Annotated in this window: 14 protein-coding genes; 8 read left to right on the top strand and 6 right to left on the bottom strand. The window is 58.1% G+C overall.

Annotated elements, in window-relative coordinates:
* Nucleotides 1–56 precede the first annotated feature (56 nt).
* From C5Y96_RS00865 to clpX, 4 genes are all read right to left on the bottom strand, one after another.
* Nucleotides 57–1,379: an alkaline phosphatase family protein gene (locus C5Y96_RS00865; RefSeq protein ID WP_105349663.1), complete on the bottom strand. Its 1,323-nt coding sequence runs from the start codon at nucleotides 1,377–1,379 to the stop codon at nucleotides 57–59.
* Between the two features lie 147 nt (nucleotides 1,380–1,526).
* The gene (locus tag C5Y96_RS00860) at nucleotides 1,527–2,360 is read right to left on the bottom strand and encodes a sugar phosphate isomerase/epimerase family protein (protein WP_105349662.1); all 834 of its coding nucleotides are present in this window, start codon (nucleotides 2,358–2,360) and stop codon (nucleotides 1,527–1,529) included.
* A 107-nt stretch (nucleotides 2,361–2,467) separates the two neighbouring features.
* Entirely contained in the window at nucleotides 2,468–3,478 is a 1,011-nt protein-coding gene (locus tag C5Y96_RS00855) for a UbiA family prenyltransferase (protein ID WP_105349661.1), read from the bottom strand.
* A gap of 204 nt (nucleotides 3,479–3,682) precedes the next feature.
* On the bottom strand, nucleotides 3,683–4,972 hold the full coding sequence (gene clpX, locus C5Y96_RS00850) for an ATP-dependent Clp protease ATP-binding subunit ClpX (RefSeq protein WP_105349660.1): 1,290 nt from the start codon (nucleotides 4,970–4,972) through the stop codon (nucleotides 3,683–3,685).
* An 891-nt stretch (nucleotides 4,973–5,863) separates the two neighbouring features.
* Here clpX and C5Y96_RS00840 point away from each other — a divergent pair.
* The 7 genes from C5Y96_RS00840 to C5Y96_RS00810 all read left to right on the top strand — a co-directional run bounded on the left by C5Y96_RS00840 (nucleotide 5,864) and on the right by C5Y96_RS00810 (nucleotide 15,451).
* A complete protein-coding gene (locus C5Y96_RS00840) occupies nucleotides 5,864–6,508 on the top strand; it encodes a bifunctional 4-hydroxy-2-oxoglutarate aldolase/2-dehydro-3-deoxy-phosphogluconate aldolase (RefSeq protein WP_105349658.1) in 645 nt (214 codons plus the stop codon).
* 119 nt (nucleotides 6,509–6,627) lie between these two features.
* Entirely contained in the window at nucleotides 6,628–7,545 is a 918-nt protein-coding gene (locus C5Y96_RS00835) for a DUF1559 domain-containing protein (RefSeq protein WP_158261022.1), read from the top strand.
* 152 nt (nucleotides 7,546–7,697) lie between these two features.
* Complete coding sequence (locus C5Y96_RS00830; RefSeq protein WP_105349656.1) at nucleotides 7,698–9,452, top strand: hypothetical protein; 1,755 nt, start codon at nucleotides 7,698–7,700, stop codon at nucleotides 9,450–9,452.
* A 42-nt stretch (nucleotides 9,453–9,494) separates the two neighbouring features.
* Entirely contained in the window at nucleotides 9,495–10,595 is a 1,101-nt protein-coding gene (gene holA / locus C5Y96_RS00825; RefSeq protein ID WP_105349655.1) for a DNA polymerase III subunit delta, read from the top strand.
* 169 nt (nucleotides 10,596–10,764) lie between these two features.
* A complete protein-coding gene (locus C5Y96_RS00820) occupies nucleotides 10,765–12,609 on the top strand; it encodes a hypothetical protein (protein ID WP_105349654.1) in 1,845 nt (614 codons plus the stop codon).
* A gap of 10 nt (nucleotides 12,610–12,619) precedes the next feature.
* Entirely contained in the window at nucleotides 12,620–13,747 is a 1,128-nt protein-coding gene (solA, locus tag C5Y96_RS00815; RefSeq protein WP_105349653.1) for an N-methyl-L-tryptophan oxidase, read from the top strand.
* 114 nt (nucleotides 13,748–13,861) lie between these two features.
* Nucleotides 13,862–15,451, top strand: a complete 1,590-nt coding sequence (locus C5Y96_RS00810; protein ID WP_158261021.1) for a Wzz/FepE/Etk N-terminal domain-containing protein — start codon at nucleotides 13,862–13,864, stop codon at nucleotides 15,449–15,451.
* Nucleotides 15,452–15,466: 15 nt separating this feature from the next.
* On the opposite strand, the gene C5Y96_RS00805 is transcribed toward C5Y96_RS00810, so the two are convergent.
* Complete coding sequence (locus C5Y96_RS00805) at nucleotides 15,467–16,465, bottom strand: ThuA domain-containing protein (RefSeq protein WP_105349651.1); 999 nt, start codon at nucleotides 16,463–16,465, stop codon at nucleotides 15,467–15,469.
* A 159-nt stretch (nucleotides 16,466–16,624) separates the two neighbouring features.
* Here C5Y96_RS00805 and C5Y96_RS00800 point away from each other — a divergent pair, with 159 nt between their 5' ends.
* Nucleotides 16,625–19,072, top strand: a complete 2,448-nt coding sequence (locus C5Y96_RS00800; protein WP_146115464.1) for a PVC-type heme-binding CxxCH protein — start codon at nucleotides 16,625–16,627, stop codon at nucleotides 19,070–19,072.
* A gap of 48 nt (nucleotides 19,073–19,120) precedes the next feature.
* Here C5Y96_RS00800 and C5Y96_RS00795 read toward each other — a convergent pair whose 3' ends face one another.
* Entirely contained in the window at nucleotides 19,121–20,530 is a 1,410-nt protein-coding gene (locus tag C5Y96_RS00795; RefSeq protein WP_105349649.1) for an undecaprenyl-phosphate glucose phosphotransferase, read from the bottom strand.
* Between the last annotated feature and the right edge of the window lie 195 nt (nucleotides 20,531–20,725).

Here is a 20,725-nt window from a genome sequence, read left to right as displayed (position 1 = left end):
ACTCACCCCCAATAGGCGGCAATCTACGAATGAAACCGTAATGGCTGACTTGCGCGTTAGATATTGAACTGGCGGAGCACCAGATCGCACACGTCGGTATCGGCTATTGGCGTCTCGGGATAGACCCCTTTCTGGTTGGAAAGGAGGACGCCTCGCTGGGCTTCGGTCAGGGCCGGGGCACCGTGAGAGCCTTTGACGAGGGTCGCATCGAGCGGGATCGACTTGGTGGCCATGTCGACGTGCAGTTCAACCGGGTCGTAGCCAGGCTTGCGATGGATGTCGACCGTGCGAGCAAACTTGGGGGCGTTGGCGTCGTCCAGCCAGTAGTAGTAGGCCTGCCAACTGTTGGCGGTCGAAACGAGCACGACGTCGCCGCTTCGCTCGTGATTGAGGAAGTACTTCTCGCGATCTTCGCCGGCCAGAACCTCGGCAATGCCTTCCTGCCCCTGGAACAGTTTGACCACCTTGTCGATCGTGGCCTGATCGCGATCTTTGACGTAGATGTGCGACAGCTGGTGATCGGCAACGGCAAACGCATCGCTGCCGGGGAAGTCAATCGTTTCCCCTTCGTCGCCGGTGTTGATCTTCACCAGGCCAGCTTCACGCAGCACGCGGTTGGGATAGGTGACGTGATCGACCGGAACAATCGTGTATTCGCTGGCGACCAGGATCAGTACGTCGTCGCCGTAAGCTTCTTTCATCCCGGCGAACAGTTCCCCCAGGACGACATCGAGTTCGGCGACGGCTTTCATGGCCGGCTCGCTATCGGGACCGAGCTTTTGGGCCTGATAGTCGAGGTGAGGAAGGTAGATATAGAAGAAGTTCGGCTTGTGCTTCTTGGCGGTCAGTACGGCCGTGTCCGAGATCCACTTGGTGGAAGGAATCGACGCGAGAGGGCCCCAGAAGAACTTGAGCGGGAAGTGACCGTACTCGCTGAGCAAGTCTCCGTAGTATTCGGTTGGTCGCGTGTAGCACCACAGCGATTCACTGCCGTCGGGGTTGTGCACCGGGGCCGGCATGCAGACGTAATCGGCACTGCAGCGTTTGCTGAGCATGGGGAACCACACGGCCGAGGTGAGGGACGAATCGTGCTGCTTGAGGATGTCCCAGATCTGCGGGCGAGCGATTGCTTCGTTGCCCATGGTCCACAGTTCGACCTTCCCCTTCTCACGGTCGTACCAGCCATTGGCCACCACCCCATGATCGACCGGCAGCATGCCAGTCATGATGTTTGTTTCCACGCACAAAGTCACCGCGGGAAAGCTCGGCACCAGCGTGGCTTTGTCACCAGCCTGGGTCAGTGCCGTGAGATTGGGCATGTGGGCAACGTCGGAGGCTCGCAATCCGGGGATGGAAAGAAGGACAACGTTGTCGGCCATGGGGGTGCTCGCTTGGTAAGGGGCAAAGGTCAGGAGTCAATTCGCAATCAAGCCACTCTAACCCGAGATCCCACGCGAGAAAACCGGGGCACAACGTCTTGTCCCCTCTCCCCGCCGGGGCAAGGGGACATGAATTCTTCGCTAGCGCTAGAGCAGCGGCTTTAAGAATTCGTACGACCGCTTGGCCATGTTGGGGCCGTCGTGGCTGTGCCGGCTGAGTTCGACGTTCACGCAGCCTTGGTAGTCGATTTCTTTCAGAGCTTTGAAAATCGGCGGGAAGTCGATCTCCCCTTCCCCGAACGGCAGGTGCTCGTGCACGCCGGCGTTCATGTCTTCCAGGTGAATGTTGACGATGCGGTCGGCGTAGCGGCGGATGTAATCGGCGATGGGCGTTTCGCCTTGGCAGTGGAGGTGGCCGATGTCGAGCGTCAGTTGAAAGTTGGGGGCATCGATCCGCTGCTGAAGTTCGTCGAACTTCTCCATCGTATCGATCAGCATGCCAGGCTCCGGCTCGAAGCCGATCGTTACGTCGCGCTGAGCGGCGTAGTCGAGCACCGGTTCGAGCGACGCGACCAGGCGGTCCATGGCGACGTCGTACGAAACGTCGTCCAGCAGACGGCCTGACCAGACCGAAACGCAATCGCTCTTCAGCGTTTGAGCCGTATCGATGCAGTGCCGCATGAACTCGTAGCGGAGGTCACGGCCTTTGGGTTCAGGGCTGATGAAGGTTGGCTCGTGCTTGCGGCGTGGATCCAACAGGAAGCGGGCACCCGTTTCGACCACCGAACGCATCTTGGCTTCTTCGAGCGTTTTGGCCAGCAGATCGACCTGCCGCGTTGCCAGGTAGGTGTTACCAAACGGCGTAAGGGTCAAATGGTCGATCGTCAGGGCAATCGCACGGTAGCCAATCTCTGCCAGGATTTCCACGGCATCGAACGGGTCGTGATGCGCGAGTCCATTCGTGTTGTAACCTAGGATCATTCCTGACTAACCCTTCGACCTGACGATGTCGATGACTGGTTTGTAATTCTTCGCAATCCAGGCTGGCCAACCTGGAGCGGAGTGCCGCTGCCACGCTCGAAATTTCATTATGTCGAATACATCCAGCGGCGAAGCCCCATCATGGGAAACAACAGGGCGACAATCAGCACCGACCAAATCGTTCCGCATACCGCTAGGGTAATCGCTGCGTCGTAAAAAATCAGCGACAAGATCGCCTGTTTGATGCTTAATTGGACGTTTCGCGGCTCTGGATAGCAGACCGCGATGACGACTCGACGAGCCAGTGCCAGGCTCAATAATACCAAAATCCCCCACAGCCCGAACGACTTCGACGGACCGATATCGACGATCGATGGCTGAAACCTGGGCAAAAATCCGAGCATCGCGATGCCTGCCAGCATCAAAAAAGCCCCCAGGCCGAGCATGGCCCGGCTGCTGACCACCGCTTCGGTGCGGGCAAACCACGTGACACCAACGATGTACAGGCCAATACCGCCAGCGAAGATCAACTGTCCGGCATCAAAGCTCAAAAGCTGCCAGCTTTCGGCTAGCGGCAGTTCTTTCGAGAGGCTCATGCCCAGCAGGATGTTGAAAAACCGGCACGCTCCCATCAGCCATGGGGCCAAGGCCGTGCGTTTCAGGACCGCATCGTAAGCGACCACGCAGACAGAAAGACAGGCCGCAACGGCACCGCCTCGCCAGGGAATTGCGGCGTAGTCGACATACACATAGCCGCCCAAAAGTGCCACCAAGGTACCCACGACCAACATCGAGAAACCGGCGAGCATGGCCGTTTGCGCGGAAACCGCCCCCGAAGGAATCGGGCGATCGGGACGATCGACGGCGTCGATGTCGCGGTCGTAGTAGTCGTTGAGAATCATCCCGGCCGAGTAGATCAAGCTGGAAGCTAACACCAGGCACACGAAGATGACCGGGGCATTCATGTTGGCGACCCCCTGGTTGGCAAACGCCGACACAATGAAGAAGCCAGCGAAGATATCGGCCCACGCGGTAAACAGGTTCGGCAGCCGGCACAACTTGCCAAACGCAAGCCAGGCTGGGTCAACCGGCGTTTCGGGAGTCGTCGAATCGTCCAAGGGGCGTCTCGTGAAAGCTTTTAATGCGCGAGGGGATAAGGACCGTGATTGTACGATTCAAGGCAGAAATCGTCGAGAACGCCCCAGTCCCTCTCGCTGAAAACAGAACACTTAAAACGGAAAACTAGTGACAAAAAAACCCCCGCGTCGGGCGATTGACGCGGGGGTACTTAGAAAAGGAGGGGGTTTTCAGGAGACAATTACCTAGGCACTTTTCGTTTCGGGCATTTTGAAAAGCTTCTCTCGACCTTCGACGATCTCTCGCGTGATCGAGTAGTTGGAGCCAGGCTCTTGTTCGGGCAAATCGAACATGATGTCGAGCATCACCGATTCGATGATCGAGCGAAGACCACGAGCACCCGTTCCCTTGGCCAGGGCACGCTGAGCAATGGCTTCGATCGCTTCTTCGGTAAACTCGAGTTCGGCGTTTTCCATCTCGAAGAGGGTCTGGTACTGCTTGACCAGAGCGTTCTTCGGTTCGGTGATCACCTTCTTCAGACCGTTCAGATCGAGCGGTTCGAGCGAGGCAACCATCGGCAGACGACCGACCAGTTCCGGAATCAGGCCGAATTCCAGAATGTCGTCGCTGGTCACGTTTCGCATCAGTTCGGCCGAGTCGGCATCCGACTTGAAGCCGGAAGCTTGACCGAAACCGATGCTCTTGCGACCCATGCGGCGACGGACGATGTCTTCGATGCCGACGAACGTACCACCACAGATGAACAGGATGTTGCTCGTGTCGATCTGGATGTACTGCTGCTCGGGATGCTTACGGCCACCTTGAGGTGGAACGTTGGCAACGGTTCCTTCGAGCATCTTCAGCAGGGCCTGCTGGACACCTTCACCGGAAACGTCGCGGGTAATCGAAACGTTGTTCGACGTCTTACCGATCTTGTCGATTTCGTCGATGTACAAGATACCGCGCTGGGCAGCTTCGACGTCGAAGTCGGCGGCGTGCAGCAGCTTCAAGAGAAGGTTCTCGACGTCTTCACCAACGTAACCGGCTTCGGTCAGCGTGGTGGCGTCGCCGATGGCAAACGGCACGTTCAGGATACGAGCGAGCGTACGAGCCATCAGCGTTTTACCGCTACCGGTCGGACCGGCCAGCAGGATGTTCGACTTTTCGATCTCGATATCGGAACCTTCGTGACCGACAACCAATCGTTTGTAGTGATTGTGCACGGCGACCGACAGCACCTTCTTCGCACCATCCTGGCCAATAACGTATTCGTTAAGGCTGTTCATGATTTCGCGAGGGCTGGGGATCTTGTTGAACAGCTTGTTGCCGGAACCACGGCGACGATTCTCTTTCTCAAGAATCTCTTTGCACAGATCGATGCATTCGCCGCAAATGTATACGTTGTTGTAAACGTCGCCAGGACCTTCGACCAAAGGACCTACTTCGCGGTAGTTACGACGACAGAACGAGCAAAATGCATTTTTCTTGTTGGTGCTATTGTGGCGAGTTCCACCAACATCATTTCCTGCGGGCATGAATTAACTCCTTTCGGCTTCGCTTGGAACAGCTTACCTGGCAGCAGGCTTGGGGACCTTGAGGCAATTCTCTTGATGCTTGTGCCGGCCAGGGCTGTTGTTATTTCCACGTGCTGCTCGACTGGCCATAGCTGGTGAAAGCCGTTTGGCCTGGGGGCATCCTTGTCCGCAAAGAGTTCGAGCCGTATTCTTCAGCCGCAGTAGTCGCTATCCAACGAATGGCAACGTCCTACGCTGATACCGCTTCGCATGGGCGAAGAGAGAATCACGCAAGTGATCCTCATTGGTTGGCCTCCCAGGCACCACACCTCGCAATACGAAACGATGTTTTGGTTTGTGCGATTGTGTTTCGCAAAACCGGACAAATAATCCCTAATCCGCCTTGCTGGCATCTTCGGTAAAGACGATCTCTGTCTCTTCCGAAACTGTTGCAGGCTCTTGGATTCGGGCTCTCATGTCCGTTGTTATTTTTCGGAATTCCTCGTCCGATAGCTCACCCCGTGAATGCATTTCGCGGAACTTTGATAGCATCGTCCCGGGGTTGTGTTGGTCCTCGTCCGAGTATTCGCGCCATTTTCTCAGAAGGTGAAACGTTAGTGCCAATCCTAGGATGCATGCGGCTAATAGGAATACTGCGAATGCTAACTGCAGATATTGATTTTCCATCGCTTCCCAGGAAGTACTAACTCGTCATTGCCGACCCATGCCGTAAACATACCGGTAGCGCGGGCAGGCCTTCAAACCCCTATTATTTCCATAAACGGTAACCTCGTCCAATCATTCGCCCGGATTGCCCAGGCCCGATCAGCAAATTGACAAGGCCAGCCGCCGGCAGCTAGGCTAACCCTACTCGTATCTTCTTACTTGAAGACCATTTAGGGCGATCTGATTATGTCACGCGAAGAAACCATTCAAAAAATCTCGTCCACGGGAATTGTCGCCGTCATCCGGGCAGACAATGGGGAAATCTTGGCCGACGTGACTCAGGCCCTGGTCGACGGAGGTGTGACGGCTATTGAAGTCACCTTTACCGTCCCCAAAGCGCACAAGGTATTAGAGTATGTCGCCGACCGCTTTGGCGATCAGATTCAACTGGGGGCCGGCACCGTGCTCGACGCCGAAACGGCTCGTATCGCGATCTTGGCCGGGGCCGAGTTTATTGTGTCGCCGATTGTCGACCTGCCGACCATCGAGATCAGCCATCGCTACGACAAAGCCATGATGGCCGGCGCACTCACCCCAACGGAAGTAGTCAAAGCCTGGCAGGCCGGATCGGACGTGGTGAAGATCTTCCCATCCGACCTGACCGGCCCCAGTTATCTGAAATCGCTCAAGGGTCCCCTGCCCCAGGTTCGCATGATGCCCACCGGCGGCGTGAATCTGGATACGGCCGAGGAGTTCCTGAAAGCGGGTGCGTGTGCATTGGGTGTTGGGGGCTCGCTGGTCGAGAAGTCGGCCATTGATAGCGGCAACATGGACCGCATTCGTGACCTGGCCAGGCAGTATGTCGAGATCGTCCAACGATTCCGAGCGTAATAGTTGTTCCCTGCCTGGGGTACCGATACGATGAACTAAGACGCTACGATCCTGACTCATCTTGCTACCGCGCAGAGCTCATGCCTATCTCGTTCGATTGCCCTCATTGCGGGACCCATATGAAGGTCCTTGATCGCTATGCCGGCCAAACCGGGCCGTGTGCCGTATGCGCGAAGACCATCACCATACCTGGCGACCCCATGGCAACTGCCGACATGGGGCATTCGCGAGTCGGTACCCGCCGCTCGGCGGAAGATAACAGCGGCGTCGCCCTGGGGACACTGATTGGGATTCTGGGTGGTTCGATCGCCTGCTTCTCGGTCATCTTTCTGGCGATGGTGTTGATCTTCCGGGTAGCGATTCCGGCCGCCAACCAGATGCGAACAGACAGTTTGAATCGGGCTTCGCTGGCGAAGATCGAGCGGATCGTCCAGGCCCTCAACGCGTACCACGACCAGCACGGGTCGTATCCGCCGGCCTACTTCACCGACGACAAGGGAAAGCCAACCCACTCGTGGCGGGTGATGATTCTGCCGCAACTGGATCGAAACGATCTGTACCAGCAGTATAACTTCGACGAACCGTGGAATTCGCCAGCGAACGTTGAGGTGACTACCCGCATGCCGGATGTTTACCGCAGCGAGATCGACAACTCGCCAGGCTCTACGTCGACCAACTTCGCCGCTGTTGTGGGTAAGCGGACAATGTTTCCGCACGAGAAGTCAACGACTCGGTCTCAGGCCATCGACGATCACGACACCATATTGATGGTGGTCGAAATCCATGGCCTGGGCTTCGACTGGACCGATCCGGCCGAGAACTACGACGTGGACAGCCCGCAAGGGACGATGGTGATCGACAACAACCGGTATTCGACCACTGGAAACAAATCGATGCTGACCGGCAATATGGGCGTGATGAGCGAGGACACCTACCACGTCGACGAGAACACCTCGATCACCCTTCTGCAGAGCATGGCCACACGCAGTGGCAGCGAAGACATCGGCTACGAAATGGACCTGCTCGAGCAGCCGTGAACGTTACGTATTAAGTGACTGGTACGAGCCGTACGACCGGCAAAGCTTGCCAGCCTTCGCTGACGCGTATCATACGAGCGACCCTATCAAGCGGACGACTCAACGACCGATAGACTGTGTTGTCGTGTCCTCTATCGTTTAAAGGGTCGTTCATGGTTGCCAAATCACGCTTGCTCGCTGCCACGGCTGGCGTACTAGCATCGATGCTGGCACTCGGCCCAGCGGTGCTATCAGCGCAGAACCAGCGACCCGCTGGCGAAACGTCCCCCGATGGAGGACCTGTGCTGACTCGGCAGATGGAGTTTGGCATTCCTTACCAGGTTGATGCCCCCGGTTCGACACCGGAAGTGCAACTAATGGTCTCGAATGATCGCGGCGCGAACTGGGTCGGCTATCACCGCCAGTCTTCGCAGCAGAACCGGTTCGTCTTCCAGGCCAAGGCCGACGGCGAGTATTGGTTCGCGATTCGCACGTTCGATGCCAGCGGTCGTCCCACCGAAACCAATGGTTACTTCCGGCCTGAACTGAAAGTCGCCATCGACACGCAAACACCGCAGGTCTCGCTTAAGGCGCAAGCACTCGAAAGTGGCGAAGTGATCGCCCAGTGGACGATCCACGACCCAGCGATCGACCCCGAGCAGATCCAGCTTAGCTATCAGTCGTCGCTGCAGTCCCCCTTCCAGCCGGTGCAGGTCGATGCTTCCAAAGCGTATCAAGCCGACGGCGTGATTGCGGGCGAAACGCGATTCTTTCCGATTGCCACCGACCGTGTCATGCAAATCCGCCTGGACGCTTACGACAAAGCGGGCAACGTCGGTTTTGCCCAGCAGTCGGTTTCCGTCCCGCTGGTTGCCCAGAAGCCATCGTGGAACGGTGTGCCCCGGCCAGCCCCAGGCCAGGCCGGGCCTGCCCAGGGGTCGCTTGCCGGTGGTAACATCCCGGTCGATCCGTTCCAACAACGCCGAATCGAGATGCCAGAGCCGCCCAAGCAAGCGGTGCCGTGGCCGACCGACAATGTCATGCCCCAGCCAGAAGCGCAGGTACAAAACAATCCGATGCAGCCAGCTCCTGGGGCAATGCCCTCGCAGTCGATGGCCGGAATGAGTGCTCCGCCGCTGCCGCAGAACGTCGACGATCGGTTCAAGCCGGCCAGTATGAAGATGGAACCACCCGTCGCTTCGTCCAGCCAGCCTGAACGCCCCACCGTCCGGGCGAACTCGACCGTCGGTCTTCCACCCGGCGTGACTCCGCAGGCGATCAACCATAAAGGGTTCGCGCTGAACTACGGCGTCGACACGGTCGGCCCTTCCGGCATCGGTCAGATCGAACTGTGGGTGACCCGCGATGGTGGCGAAACGTGGGAACCAGGCGGCACTGATCCCGATCGCCAAAGCCCATTTGATGTCGAAGTGCAGGCCGAAGGGATTTACGGTTTCCGCATTGTCGTCGAAGGGGGGAACGGCCTGACCGGGCGACGTCCTCAACCTGGCGACCTGGCCGATATTTGGGTGAGCGTCGACCTGACTCAGCCGATCGCAACGATCACCAACGTAGTGTATGGTGAAGGCCCGCACGTTGGGCACCTGGACATCAGCTGGAACGCCACCGACAACGACCTGGCCGATCGCCCTGTTTCGCTGTACTACGCATCGTCGGCCGACGGCCCCTGGAAGCCAATCGCCGAAGAGATTGCCAACTCAGGCAAGTACATCTGGAAGATCACCCCGGAAGTGCCGGCTGATATCTTCCTGAAAGCAACCGCCAGGGACCGCTCTGGCAATGTCGGCGAATTCGTCCTGAAGCGAGCGATCGCCAACGACGGCCTCGTTCCACGAGCCCAAATTCGCTCGCTGGCCCCAATTTCCGGCCAGAACGACCAGGCAGCCATGCCGTTTACGATTCGATAGCCGCCGGTAGTCAAATGGCCCGGCACCGGGTAACTTGGTGCCATGGCAAATACGGTTCACGCATTTGATTTTCTCGACTCGGACGCGGCGTCCATTCCTTCGGTTTGCATTGTCTTCGGCCGCGATGCCTTCCTGCGCGGGCTGGCGACCGAAAAGATCCGTCAGGCGGTGCTCGGCGATGACAACGATGTCCCCTACGGCAAACTGGCCGGCAACATGGTGACGTGGGTCGATGTGGCCGACGAGGTCTCGACCGTCAGTTTGTTTGGCAGTTCCGGCAGGCGCTTAGCGATTGTCGAAGATGCCGATCCGTTCGTGACTCGCTATCGCGACGAGCTGGAAGGGTTTCTCGAAAAGAAACGCCCTGGCGGGGTCCTTGTGCTGCAGGTCGAGAAGTGGGCGGCCAACACGCGGCTTTACAAAAAGTGCAACGAGGTCGGTCTGCAGGTTCAATGCAATCCGCCTGAGCAGAAGTCCGGCAAGAAGACCTCGCTCGACATGGACGCCCTGAGCAAGTGGTTTGTCCGCCGCGCGAAAGAGGAGCACGATGCCAAACTGAATGTGGGTGCCGCGCACCTGCTGGTGGAACTGCTAGGTACGGAGTTAGGACTGATCGATCAAGAGATCGCACGGCTCTCGCTGTTCGTGGACATTCACGAAGCAATCAACGAGGACCTCGTACGCGAACAGGTTCATGGTGGCCAGTTGCAAGAGATCTGGCACCTGGTCGATGCCGCCGTGGAAGGTAAGACTGCCGAAGCATTGAACCAACTCGATCGACTCTTTCAAGCAGGCGAAAAGCCCCAGAAGCTGTACGGCCAGATTGCCTGGAGCCTCCGCCGTTTCGCAGCCGCCACACGCATCTATCAACGAGCACGCCGTCGCGGTGATGCCGTCAGTCTACGTGATGCCCTCAAAGAAGCTGGTTTCCCGAACTGGCCTAAGGCGCTCGAAGAAGCCCAGCGGCGGCTGTTAGCCCTCGGTCAGATCCGCGGTGGTCGTCTCTATCGGCAACTGCTGGAGCTCGATATGTCGCTCAAAGGAAGCCACTCGCAAGAGGCCCGCGGGCGGCTGGCTTTGGAGAAGCTGATCGTTTCGTTCTCGAAAGCGATGGATCCACCTAGAGCGACCGCTCAGCGCTAAGTCCCCTCTCCCCTGCGGGGGCGAGTGAACAAGAGGGTGGTCGCTAGCACGCATCAAGATTCCCCTCTCGGTATCTCTTGCTTCAATCTTGAGGTTTTCCTACTATCCGCCGACCGTTTCTTGGAAGAAGGCCTGCGCCCGCGCGCGCCATCAACGGAAGCCTGAGCGAATGATGTCGAAGATTATCCTCCCGAGTGTTGTCTCCCTGACCGTCCTCCTGACTGGCTGCATGAGCGGCTGGAATCGTAGCGTGCAGGATCCGAGTTCGCTCAACTCTTATCTCAATCAGCAAGCCGTCTCGTCGAAACCGGCGGCGAAGCATTCGACCATGCCAGAAACGGAAAAGCCCAAACAGCACGAGTTGGCCAGGTCGGAAAGCAGCGACGTGGCCTTCGGCAAGAAGCTGGCAGCTCGTATGGCAGAGCTAGAGCAACAACAAGCGACTGCGGCCCCGGAATCCAAGACTTACGTTGCCCGCGTAGAAGCGTTATCGCTCCCGATTGAAGACAAGAAGCAAATCCTCAGCGAGTTCGCTTCGGCCAGCGATGCCCAGTGGGAAGAACTGCTCTCGAAGCTGGAACCGGTCTTCGGTCCTAAGCCGCAAGCAGTCGTGAAGAAGGAAGACACCAGCAAAGCGGACATGCTCGACCAGTACGCCAACAATCTGGTGCAGCGACACCTGAAAACACCTGACGCCAGTGATGCGGCCAACGAACAGCCCAAGCGGTTGCCGTCCCCCAACATGAACGAAGACACGTCGCACCTGGCTCAGGTCGATCCTTCCGGCTACCCCCGCACGATCGATCTCGACCGCGGCAAGACTTCGCCCGAAGCGCTGGCAACTGCGCCGCCGCAAGAGAAGATCCGCCGAGACACGGGCGTTCAGCTGGCCGCCTATGTGCCGGAGATGGATGCCCATTCGGAAGGTCTCTACCCGGAAGACGTTCAGGCCGCCGCCATCGCGGACATGAAACGGAACCCGCAGAATCTGCCAGACAAGACAGCCGGCCCCAAACCAAAGGCCGTCCCGCTATCGCAGGAAGAAGAAGCGGTCAGCCAGCTCACGCGTGTCGAATACCGCGCGATGCAAATCCTGTGGCAGCGGAGCCAACTTTCGTTGGAAGCGTTGTACAAAGAGTACAAAGCACAGTTCGCCTCCGAGCAGTCGAAGACTTCGCCTGATCCAAGCATCTTGAGCCTGGATGAAATGCACGCGATTCTCTTCGACTTGAAGGGACGCGGCTGGGTCGCGGATACTCGCCGCGGCAATACGGTTGTTTACTGGGCGGCCCGTAACCAAGAGGAGTCCGACGCCGGCAGTTGGGAAAAGCTGATCGACGACACCATTCAAAAGCTGGAACGCGTAGCCACCGATACGCGGGCCTCGGAAGAAGAACGCACCATCGCTCAGCTACGTCTGCGAATGCTATACCTGATTGCCAATCGCAAGTCCGACGCGATGGAAAAGGTCGACGGCCTGACCTCCGAAGAGCAAGAGGTGTGGAGCAACACACTGTTCGGCCTGGCCGATTATATGAAGGTAGAGGACATTCCGGTCGAACGTCGCCACACGCTGGCGTTGGGTTCGTTCCGCCGTGCGATGTCGCACCTGGAAGCGGCCAGCCCGCTGGAACTGCGGAACCTGGAATTCATTCAAAGCGTCGACAGCTTCGGTCAATTCAAGCCGTTCCCTTCGCACGACTTCCAACCGAAGCAAGAAGTGCTGCTGTACGTCGAGATCGAGAACTTCACCAGCCGCGACAACGGCGGCAAGTTTGAAACGACTCTGCAAAGCAACTACGAGATCTACGATCAATCGGGTCGCCGGATCGATGCCCGTCAGTTCCCGGAAGTCAAAGACAGTTGCCGCGTGCGTCGCCGCGACTTCTACGTGCCGTACCGGCTGTACATGCCTGAGAATATCCCGGCAGGCACCTATCGGCTAGAATTGACGGTCCGTGATTCGGCCGCCGACAAGTTCGGCCAGGCCTCGATTGAGTTCCAGATTAAGTAGGACGATTCCCATGCTCACGTGCGACGTTGCTGTTGTTGGGACCGGCGGCGTCGGCAGCGCGGCGGTCGCGTACCTGGCTAGGGCCGGGGCCAATGTGATCGGTCTGGATCGCTACTCTCCGCCGCACAACCACGGCAGTTCGCACGGCCAGACGCGTGTTATTCGCATGGCCTACTTCGAACACCCCGACTACGTCCCGCTGCTGCGTCATGCGTACCGCGAGTGGCACGATCTCGAGCAAACCACGGGACGAAAGCTCTACTTCCCAACCGGCGTGCTGCAGATCGGACCGGAAGCAGGCGAAGTGATTGCCGGGACGCTGCGTAGTGCCCAGCAGCATCAATTGGCGATCCAGCGCTACGCATTCGATGACATCACCCGCGAATTCCCCGGCGTCGTACCACCAGAGGCTTGCGTCGGCATCCTGGAACGTGACGCCGGCTACCTGCTGGTGGCCGAGTGCATTTCCGCTTACCTCGACCAGGCCCGGCAGCACGGGGCGATCCTAAAGAACGATACGCCGATTAAGTCTTGGACGCGAAACGAAGATACGTTCGAGCTGCAAACCGCAGATGAAGTCATTCACGCGAAGCAGTTGGTCATCTGCGGCGGGGCGTGGGCGACACAGCTTTTGGCTGATCTGAATGTCCCGATGACGATTCTGCGGAAGCATCTATACTGGTACGCCAATGATGCTGCGGCTTACACGCAGGCATCGTCGTTTCCAGTCTTTTTGATCGAGACGCTTGGTGGCATTTACTATGGCTTCCCTCAGATCGACCGCCAAGGGGTGAAGCTGGCTCGGCACGATGGGGGCGAACCGATTGCCTCGGCGCAGCAGCAGTCGCAGCAGGAAGACGCGGCCGATCGCGCGTCGGTTGAAACGTTCACCAGAAATCACCTTCCGCTGCTTTCGCAAGACCTGGTTCATCACGAGGCGTGCATGTACACGGTTACGCCAGACCAGCACTTTCTCGTTGGCACGCACCCCGAGCACGACGGCCTGCACTTCGTGGCTGGCCTGTCGGGGCATGGCTTCAAGTTCGCTTCGGCCCTGGGGCAGATTCTGTGCGACCTGGCCATGACGGGGCAGACGAGCGTGCCGATCGACTTTCTTTCTCCGCGCCGATTCTTCTAAATCGCGATGCCTGCACGTAACGGCAACCTAGAGTTGGATACGCGTTTCGCTGCGCACCTGCGCACGCGCCGGACAATCGTTACAACCGCTGCAATCCGCCGATCGGAAGTCGCCATGAGCCAGCTTCAGCTACCCCCGCAAGTTCAGCAGTACACCAGTCTCCTCTGCCAACAGTGGAAGCTATGGGTGCCGGTGGCGTTCGGCTGTTTTCTGTTGGCGGCAACTTACTCGCTGGTGAAGCCAGACCAGTGGCAAGCAACTCAGTCGGTCTTACTACGTGATGAAGCCGCCGGCCAACTGAGCGGTCAGGGGCGTTTCGATAGTATCGATACGATGAAAGCCGCTCAGGAAATGGTGGTGGAAGTGGCCCGCAATCAAGCGGTGCTGGAAGCCACGCTCAAAGAAGTCGGGCGTCCCGCTGGCAGCCACTCAAAGGGGGAATGGCCCGCGCTTGCCGATGTTGAGTCGCTGCGCAAGAACGTGAAGGTTAGCCCGCCCAACGGCGCGGAGTTTGGCACCACGGAAGTGCTGCATCTATCGGTCGACGCCGACAATCGCGAGCGAGCCATTCTGTTGGCATCGACGCTTTGCCAGCAGATGGACATCGCTTTGAAGAACATCCGTAACCGCCGCGCCGACAGCGTGATCGCGGAACTTGAAAACGCCGAGCTCTTGGCTCAGCAGGAATTGGCCCGAGCAACCGAAGTATTGAAGGCCCAGGAAACCAAGGTCGGCAGCGACCTGGGTGAACTGCGGAGCCTGAACGATGCCCAGTCGGGCGACGGTAATCTTCGCAATGCCTGGAACCAGATCAAGCAGCAGATTCGCGACGGCGAAGCCGAACTGGTCAAGCTGGACGAACAGCTCAACATCTTGAAGTCCGCCCAGAACGACCCTGACAACCTGATCGCCACCCCGAATCAGTTGCTCGAAAGCCAGCCATCGCTACGCCGTTTGAAGGACGGCCTGGTCGATGCGCAGCTTCGCACTTCGCAGTTGATGGGCAAGATGAGCAAGTCGCACCCACAAGTTCAATCGGCGATCGCGGCCGAGGAAGAAGTGCGTAACAAGCTAAAGGGAGAGCTGGAGATTGCCGTCCGTGGTGTTCAAGCGGATCTGCAGTTGCAGCGATCGCGTTTGAATTCGATCAACAGCCAGGAAGCAGGCGTTCGCGAGCGTCTCGATTCGCTGGCTTCCATTCGTGCCGGTTACGCCAACCTGGTTGCCGACGTTGATAAGTGTACCCTCGTCCTGCGAACAGCCCACGAACAACTAGCCGATGCCAAGGCCAACAAACGCGCTTCTGAAACTTCCAGCCTGATCACCCGCATCGATCAGCCAACCACCGGTGAATACCCGCTGGGCCCCGGCAAGACGGTTATCGCTGGCGCTGGCTTGCTGGGTGGCCTGATACTGGGTGTGGGATTGGTGGTTCTACTGACGCCCATGCCAGGGAGCCAAGGTCGTCGTTGGACCGATCGCCTGTGGGGTCGCCGCTCGACCGATACGTCTGCCACACCAAGTGCTGGCGATCGCCGAGCCGTTCCACGAATGGCCGAGCAGCCTCCGGTCAACCCGGATGCCCCAGGCCGCGGACGCCGCGCGACTGATCAAGCTCCGCCGGCAACCTATCCAGAAGTCGATCGTCGTGGTGGCTCAGACCGCCGCGGAACGGCCGCGCCCGGAGATCGGCGCGGCCAGTAGACTGCGAACAAGCTTCTACTTCCCTTGGAAGTCGGCTGGCTTCAAACCCTTCTTGAAGCTGTTGAAACCGTAGAAGCTTGGATCGTATTCGCCCACGATGCTGACATCGAGATCTGGCGTGATCTTGTCTTCCAGACCCACCAGATCAAACGCGGCGTTGACGATGATGCGGCGACCGTCTTCGTTCAAATAGTCGATCGCGCTGCCGAATGTGCTGCACACCGATGTCCCTTGCTTGCCACCTTCCAGCTGATATGGCATCGTCCAGACGATGGGCATCATTGGATCGTTCTTCTTGCCTTCGACAGGCTTGTCTTCCGGTTTCATCCCTTTCAGCACCGAACCGTAAACCAGCACGGTGGCGTCTTCCGGCAGATTGCGAACGCCGTACACGTCGGTCGGTCCCCACACGTCATCGACACCGCGAAGGATTGGATTGTCTTTCGCTGCTTCGTTAATCACACCGCGGGTGCTTTCCCCTTTGTGCTGACCATGGTGGCTGATCCACGTTTCGCCGAGAACCTGCTTACCGAAACCCCCTTTATTGTTGAAGCTATAAGCATGGAACTTAGCGTCCTTGGGAATGTTGAACGCATGGGTCGCCGTGCGGATACCGATGATCGGCTTGCCGGCTTTCAGATAGTCGTCGATGACCTGCATGTCGGCATCCGGCAGGTTGCGAAAGCGGGTCATGATGATGCACAGATCGGCCGACTTCAGCTTGTCGATGCCAGGGATGTTCTTCTGGTTGTTTGGATCGACCGTACCGTCTTCGGGGTTGATCGAAAATAGCACGGTACAATCGAAGCCGTGATGCTTCGACAAGATACCGGCCAGCATCGGCAGGGCTTCTTCCGAGCGATACTCTTCGTCGCCACTAATCATCACGATGTGCTTCCCTTTGCCGGGACCATCGCCCCCCTTGTACGTAAGCATGGTGTCATCAGCGGAAACCACAGACAGTGGCGTCACCACCAGGGCAACTAGCGTCAGCCAGAGAATATTGATTTTCATGGAGAATTCCTGAAGGGGTGAATCGGGAGGTGGGAAGTCGTGAATCAGTTCGGTTATAATCGAAATCGATCCACATTTCACCGCTCTCGCCCGATCAATTCCCACGAATTTATCGCGGTACCGCCTCCCTTCCCCAACGCTTCTCCCGAAGGTTTCACCATGCCAGGATATCGGTCCCTTGTACTGAGTCTGTTTTTATTACTGGGAATTGCGGATATTCTTTGCGCCGACCCACCGAAGGTGCTCGATCCACGTCTCCAGTTGGAACTGATCGCCGAACAGCCAGACATTGTCACACCGATCGGCATCACGTTCGACCAAAGTGGGGCGTTGCTGGTGATCGAGTCGCACACGCATCATCGTCAGCCTGACTACCAAGGCCCGCCGAAAGATCGCATCCGCCGCTTTGCCGATACCAACGGCGACGGCAAGTTCGATACGTGGAGCACCTTCTACGAAGGAACTGAGGCCACGATGAGCATCCTTTCCGCGAAGGATGGTTCGATCTACGTGGCCACGCGAATGGAAGTGTTTCGTCTGCTCGATACCAACGGAGATCATGTCGCCGACAAACGCGAAGAGATTGCCCACCTGGAAACGGCCGGACGTTACCCACACAACGGCCTGGCTGGTTTGACCATTGGACCTGATGGCCTGCTCTACTTTGGGCTGGGTGAAAACCTGGGCGAACCCTACGCCCTGATCGGCAGCGACGGCACCAAGCTTTCCGGCGGAGGCGAAGGGGGAACCATCTATCACTGCAATCTCGACGGCAGCGATCTGCAGTTGATGGCGACCGGTGTGTGGAATCCGTTCGGGATGATCTTCGATCCGACTGGCCGTCTGTATATGGTCGATAACGATCCTGACAGCCGCCCACCGTGCCGGCTGCTGCATATCGTACCGGGCGGTGACTATGGCTATCAGTTCCGTTACGGCCGAACGGGCGTACATCCACTGCAGGCTTGGAATGGGGAACTGCCTGGTACGCTGCCGATGGTGGCCGCGACCGGCGAAGCCCCTAGCGGCGTGATCTGGTATCACGGCGAACTATGGGGAACCAGTTGGGGCGATCATCGTATCGAGACCTTTCGCTTGGGCAATAATGGTGCCAGTGTCCAGGCCACGTTCCAAACGGTCGTGCAAGGGGATCACAACTTCCGCCCGGTCGATTTCGCGATCGCCCCGGACGGATCGCTTTACTTCACCGACTGGGTCGACCGCAGCTACCCGGTGCATGGCAAAGGGCGCATCTGGCGTTTGAGCTGGAAGCAGGAGCCTGCCATCAGCAAGGCATTACCCCTTTCGACCGCGGAAGAGGAAGCCGCCCAACTGCGAAAGTCCCCGACCCTGGCAGCCCTTGAGTACGACGATCCTTTCCTGCACCAGGCCGCCGTCTATGGTTTCGCCACGCGTGGCGTCGACATGCCACTGGAAATCTGGCAAGAGCTACCCACTGGTGCTCAGCGTCTCGGAATTCTGGAAGCGTATCGCTGGTCCTGCGATACCCAGCAGTCCGAGACCCCCTGGCAACTGCTTCGCGCGGCCCTGGAAGATCAGGACGATCGCGTTCGCATTTATGCCATGCGGTGGATCTCTGACACGCAGGCCCAAGATTTTCTACCACAGTTGAAAGAGCGGCTTAAGTCGCACACGCCGACCGTTCGCGAGTTTCCTGTTTTGCTGAGCACGCTCTCGTGGCTTGAATCTGGCAGCGTCGGTGGACGAAACGAGATCTTAGAGCAACAGACGCTGGCCAACATCATCCGCGACGAGAACCAATCGGCCGCATTGCGAACGTTGGCCCTCAAGCTGATCGATCCACGCAGCAAGCAGCTCTCCGACGAAACGCTTCAGGCATTGAGCGACTTCCAGGACAACGATTTGGCCCGTCAGGCACTGCAAGTACTGTATCTTCGCGGTGGCGAGTCGGGAGAGAAAGTGGCAACCGCTATCGCCTTGGATACTACGCGTGATCCACAACTTCGCGCGATGGCCATCGTCGGACTTTCCGATCATGCCGACGTGCATCAAGACACTCTCAAGAAGCTGGCAGCCGACGTCAACCCGATCGTTAGCCGTGAAGCTAAGCGAACGCTTCGCACCGACACGATCGCCGATCCGATCCCTGCCCATCAGCATGAGCAGTGGCTGGCAGCTATCCAAGGGCAAGCAGACATCGAGGCCGGTCGCCGTACGTTTCTTTCTTCCAAGGGAGGCTACTGCATTCGCTGCCACAAGTACGACGGAAGCGGGGCGGATGTCGGCCCCGACCTGACCTACATCGGCCAGCGAATGACGGCACAGCGGCTGTTGGAATCGATCTTACAGCCAAGCCAGGAGATCGCCCCGATGTATGTCCCCAAAGTGCTCTTAACGGACGATGGGCGGCTGCATATAGGCTACCCGATTACCGACCCCAGCGTGAACGAGAAGCGGCTGTTCGTCGATACGGCCGGCAAGCGTTTTGAACTCGATCCCGAAGCGATCGAAGAAGAACGCGACTCCGAGAAGTCGATCATGCCGGAAGGATTTCAGCAGGTACTCTCGCCTGAAGAGATGCGCGATCTAGTTGGGTTTCTGATGGCGACAAGTAACGCGAAGTAATTCCCTTTTGTCCCCTCTCCCTTGGGAAGGGCGAGGGGACAGGAATTCTTAGTACGCGTTCTTTCTGCCTAGCACGACCCAGACGGTCTCGAACAAGATTCGCAGGTCGAGCCAGATGCTCCAGGTGCGGATGTATTCGTGATCGCATTGCACGCGGCGTTCCATCTTTTCGACGGTATCGGTTTCACCCCGCCAGCCACGTACCTGGGCCAGGCCGGTGATGCCAGGCTTCACCTTATGCCGCAGCATGTAGTGATGGATCAGCTTGCGGTATTGTTCGTTGTGTGCCGAAGCATGTGGCCGCGGGCCGACCAGCGACATCGTTCCACTGAGCACATTGAACAGCTGCGGCAATTCATCGACCGACGACTTCCGCAGAAATCCGCCGATGGGGGTTAGTCGGCTGTCGTTCTTCTGAGCTTGTTTGACGTTGGGGCCATCTTCGCAGACGGTCATGCTGCGGAACTTCCAGACCAGAATCTCTTGCCCGTCCAGGCCGTAGCGTCGCTGCCGGAAGAAGACTGGCCCCTTAGAGGTCAGCTTCACCGCCAGGGCAACCAGCGCCATCGGGATCGCGAGCACCAACAGGGCCAGAGAAGCGAGGACGATATCGCTGACACGCTTCAAGACACCATCGACACCTAGCAGCGGGTTCTCATAAACGCTGACCACCGGAAGGCCACGAATGTCGGACCAGCGCGAGTGCAGGATCTCGAACACGAAGAAGTCGGGCACAATATAAACCGAAGCGGTCGTGTCCCCTAAATGATTCAGCACGTTACGAATACGCGACTCGGCACGCATGGGGAACGTGATGTAAATGCGCTGCACTTCGCCACGCTTGGCCGCTTCGACCAGGTCGTGCAGGTTCCCCACGCATGTCCCCAGGCTTGCGGGAATTTGCGGCAGACGTTCACTGGGGCGGTCGTCGTAAAAACCAGCGACACGCATTCCCAGGTCAGGCGTGTCTTTGATGTTCTCGGCCAGTTGAATACTCAGTTCGTTCACGCCGACGATTGCCACTCCATGTTGATTCATTCCGTTGGCAAGCATCCAGCGCAGCACCGCACGGATGATCATTCGCGAAACGGTAAGCAGCAGCGGCGTGGTCAAAAACCACGATACGAGCGTGTAGCGGTCAAAGGGGTGATCGTAGCGGAAGACGGTCGCCAGCAAGACAAGCATCGCCAGTGAAACGGCCCAGGTCATCGCCCCGCACCAGATTTCGCGCTCGGTTGAAACACCTCGCCAATTGCGGTACACGCCGGTGAACTCGGCCACCACATAGAAAATTGCCAGAGCCGCGGCCACTGCCATGTGATGATCGACGGTGGGAAATCCACCGGCCCCCATGACGGCCAGGATCATCCCCACGATGATCGCCGCAGCGTCCGCTACGCGGTAGAGCCCATCGAGGAGAGTCGATTTGTGCTGAATCTGACGGAGTGGATTACTCATGACCGTTGCCTGACTTGGTGGCACATACGCCCCTGAAATTCGAATTCAGGCAAATATAGGTCAGCCCCCTCAGCCGAGGAGAGAAAGAGAATCGGGGGGCTAAGATCTGGCTAGACTGGTGTCGCGGCTGTAACGATTGCGCCGATTATTCAATCCTGTCCCCTCGCCGTTCACGAGACAGCAAGGGAAGCTGGT

Origin of the sequence: Blastopirellula marina (genome assembly GCF_002967715.1) — a bacterium.
In the GTDB taxonomy this organism is placed as follows: Bacteria; Planctomycetota; Planctomycetia; order Pirellulales; family Pirellulaceae; genus Bremerella; species Bremerella marina_B.
This window is presented reverse-complemented; position numbering and strand designations above follow the sequence as displayed.

What these genes read in the sequence shown, in the direction of transcription:
- C5Y96_RS00865 (WP_105349663.1), bottom strand. Translation starts at nt 1,379, where the DNA reads ATGGCCGACAACGTTGTCCTTCTTTCCATCCCCGGATTGCGAGCCTCC.
- C5Y96_RS00860 (WP_105349662.1), bottom strand. Translation starts at nt 2,360, where the DNA reads ATGATCCTAGGTTACAACACGAATGGACTCGCGCATCACGACCCGTTC.
- clpX (WP_105349660.1), bottom strand. Translation starts at nt 4,972, where the DNA reads ATGCCCGCAGGAAATGATGTTGGTGGAACTCGCCACAATAGCACCAAC.
- C5Y96_RS00840 (WP_105349658.1), top strand. Translation starts at nt 5,864, where the DNA reads ATGTCACGCGAAGAAACCATTCAAAAAATCTCGTCCACGGGAATTGTC.
- C5Y96_RS00835 (WP_158261022.1), top strand. Translation starts at nt 6,628, where the DNA reads ATGAAGGTCCTTGATCGCTATGCCGGCCAAACCGGGCCGTGTGCCGTA.
- C5Y96_RS00830 (WP_105349656.1), top strand. Translation starts at nt 7,698, where the DNA reads ATGGTTGCCAAATCACGCTTGCTCGCTGCCACGGCTGGCGTACTAGCA.
- holA (WP_105349655.1), top strand. Translation starts at nt 9,495, where the DNA reads ATGGCAAATACGGTTCACGCATTTGATTTTCTCGACTCGGACGCGGCG.
- C5Y96_RS00820 (WP_105349654.1), top strand. Translation starts at nt 10,765, where the DNA reads ATGATGTCGAAGATTATCCTCCCGAGTGTTGTCTCCCTGACCGTCCTC.
- solA (WP_105349653.1), top strand. Translation starts at nt 12,620, where the DNA reads ATGCTCACGTGCGACGTTGCTGTTGTTGGGACCGGCGGCGTCGGCAGC.
- C5Y96_RS00810 (WP_158261021.1), top strand. Translation starts at nt 13,862, where the DNA reads ATGAGCCAGCTTCAGCTACCCCCGCAAGTTCAGCAGTACACCAGTCTC.
- C5Y96_RS00805 (WP_105349651.1), bottom strand. Translation starts at nt 16,465, where the DNA reads ATGAAAATCAATATTCTCTGGCTGACGCTAGTTGCCCTGGTGGTGACG.
- C5Y96_RS00800 (WP_146115464.1), top strand. Translation starts at nt 16,625, where the DNA reads ATGCCAGGATATCGGTCCCTTGTACTGAGTCTGTTTTTATTACTGGGA.
- C5Y96_RS00795 (WP_105349649.1), bottom strand. Translation starts at nt 20,530, where the DNA reads ATGAGTAATCCACTCCGTCAGATTCAGCACAAATCGACTCTCCTCGAT.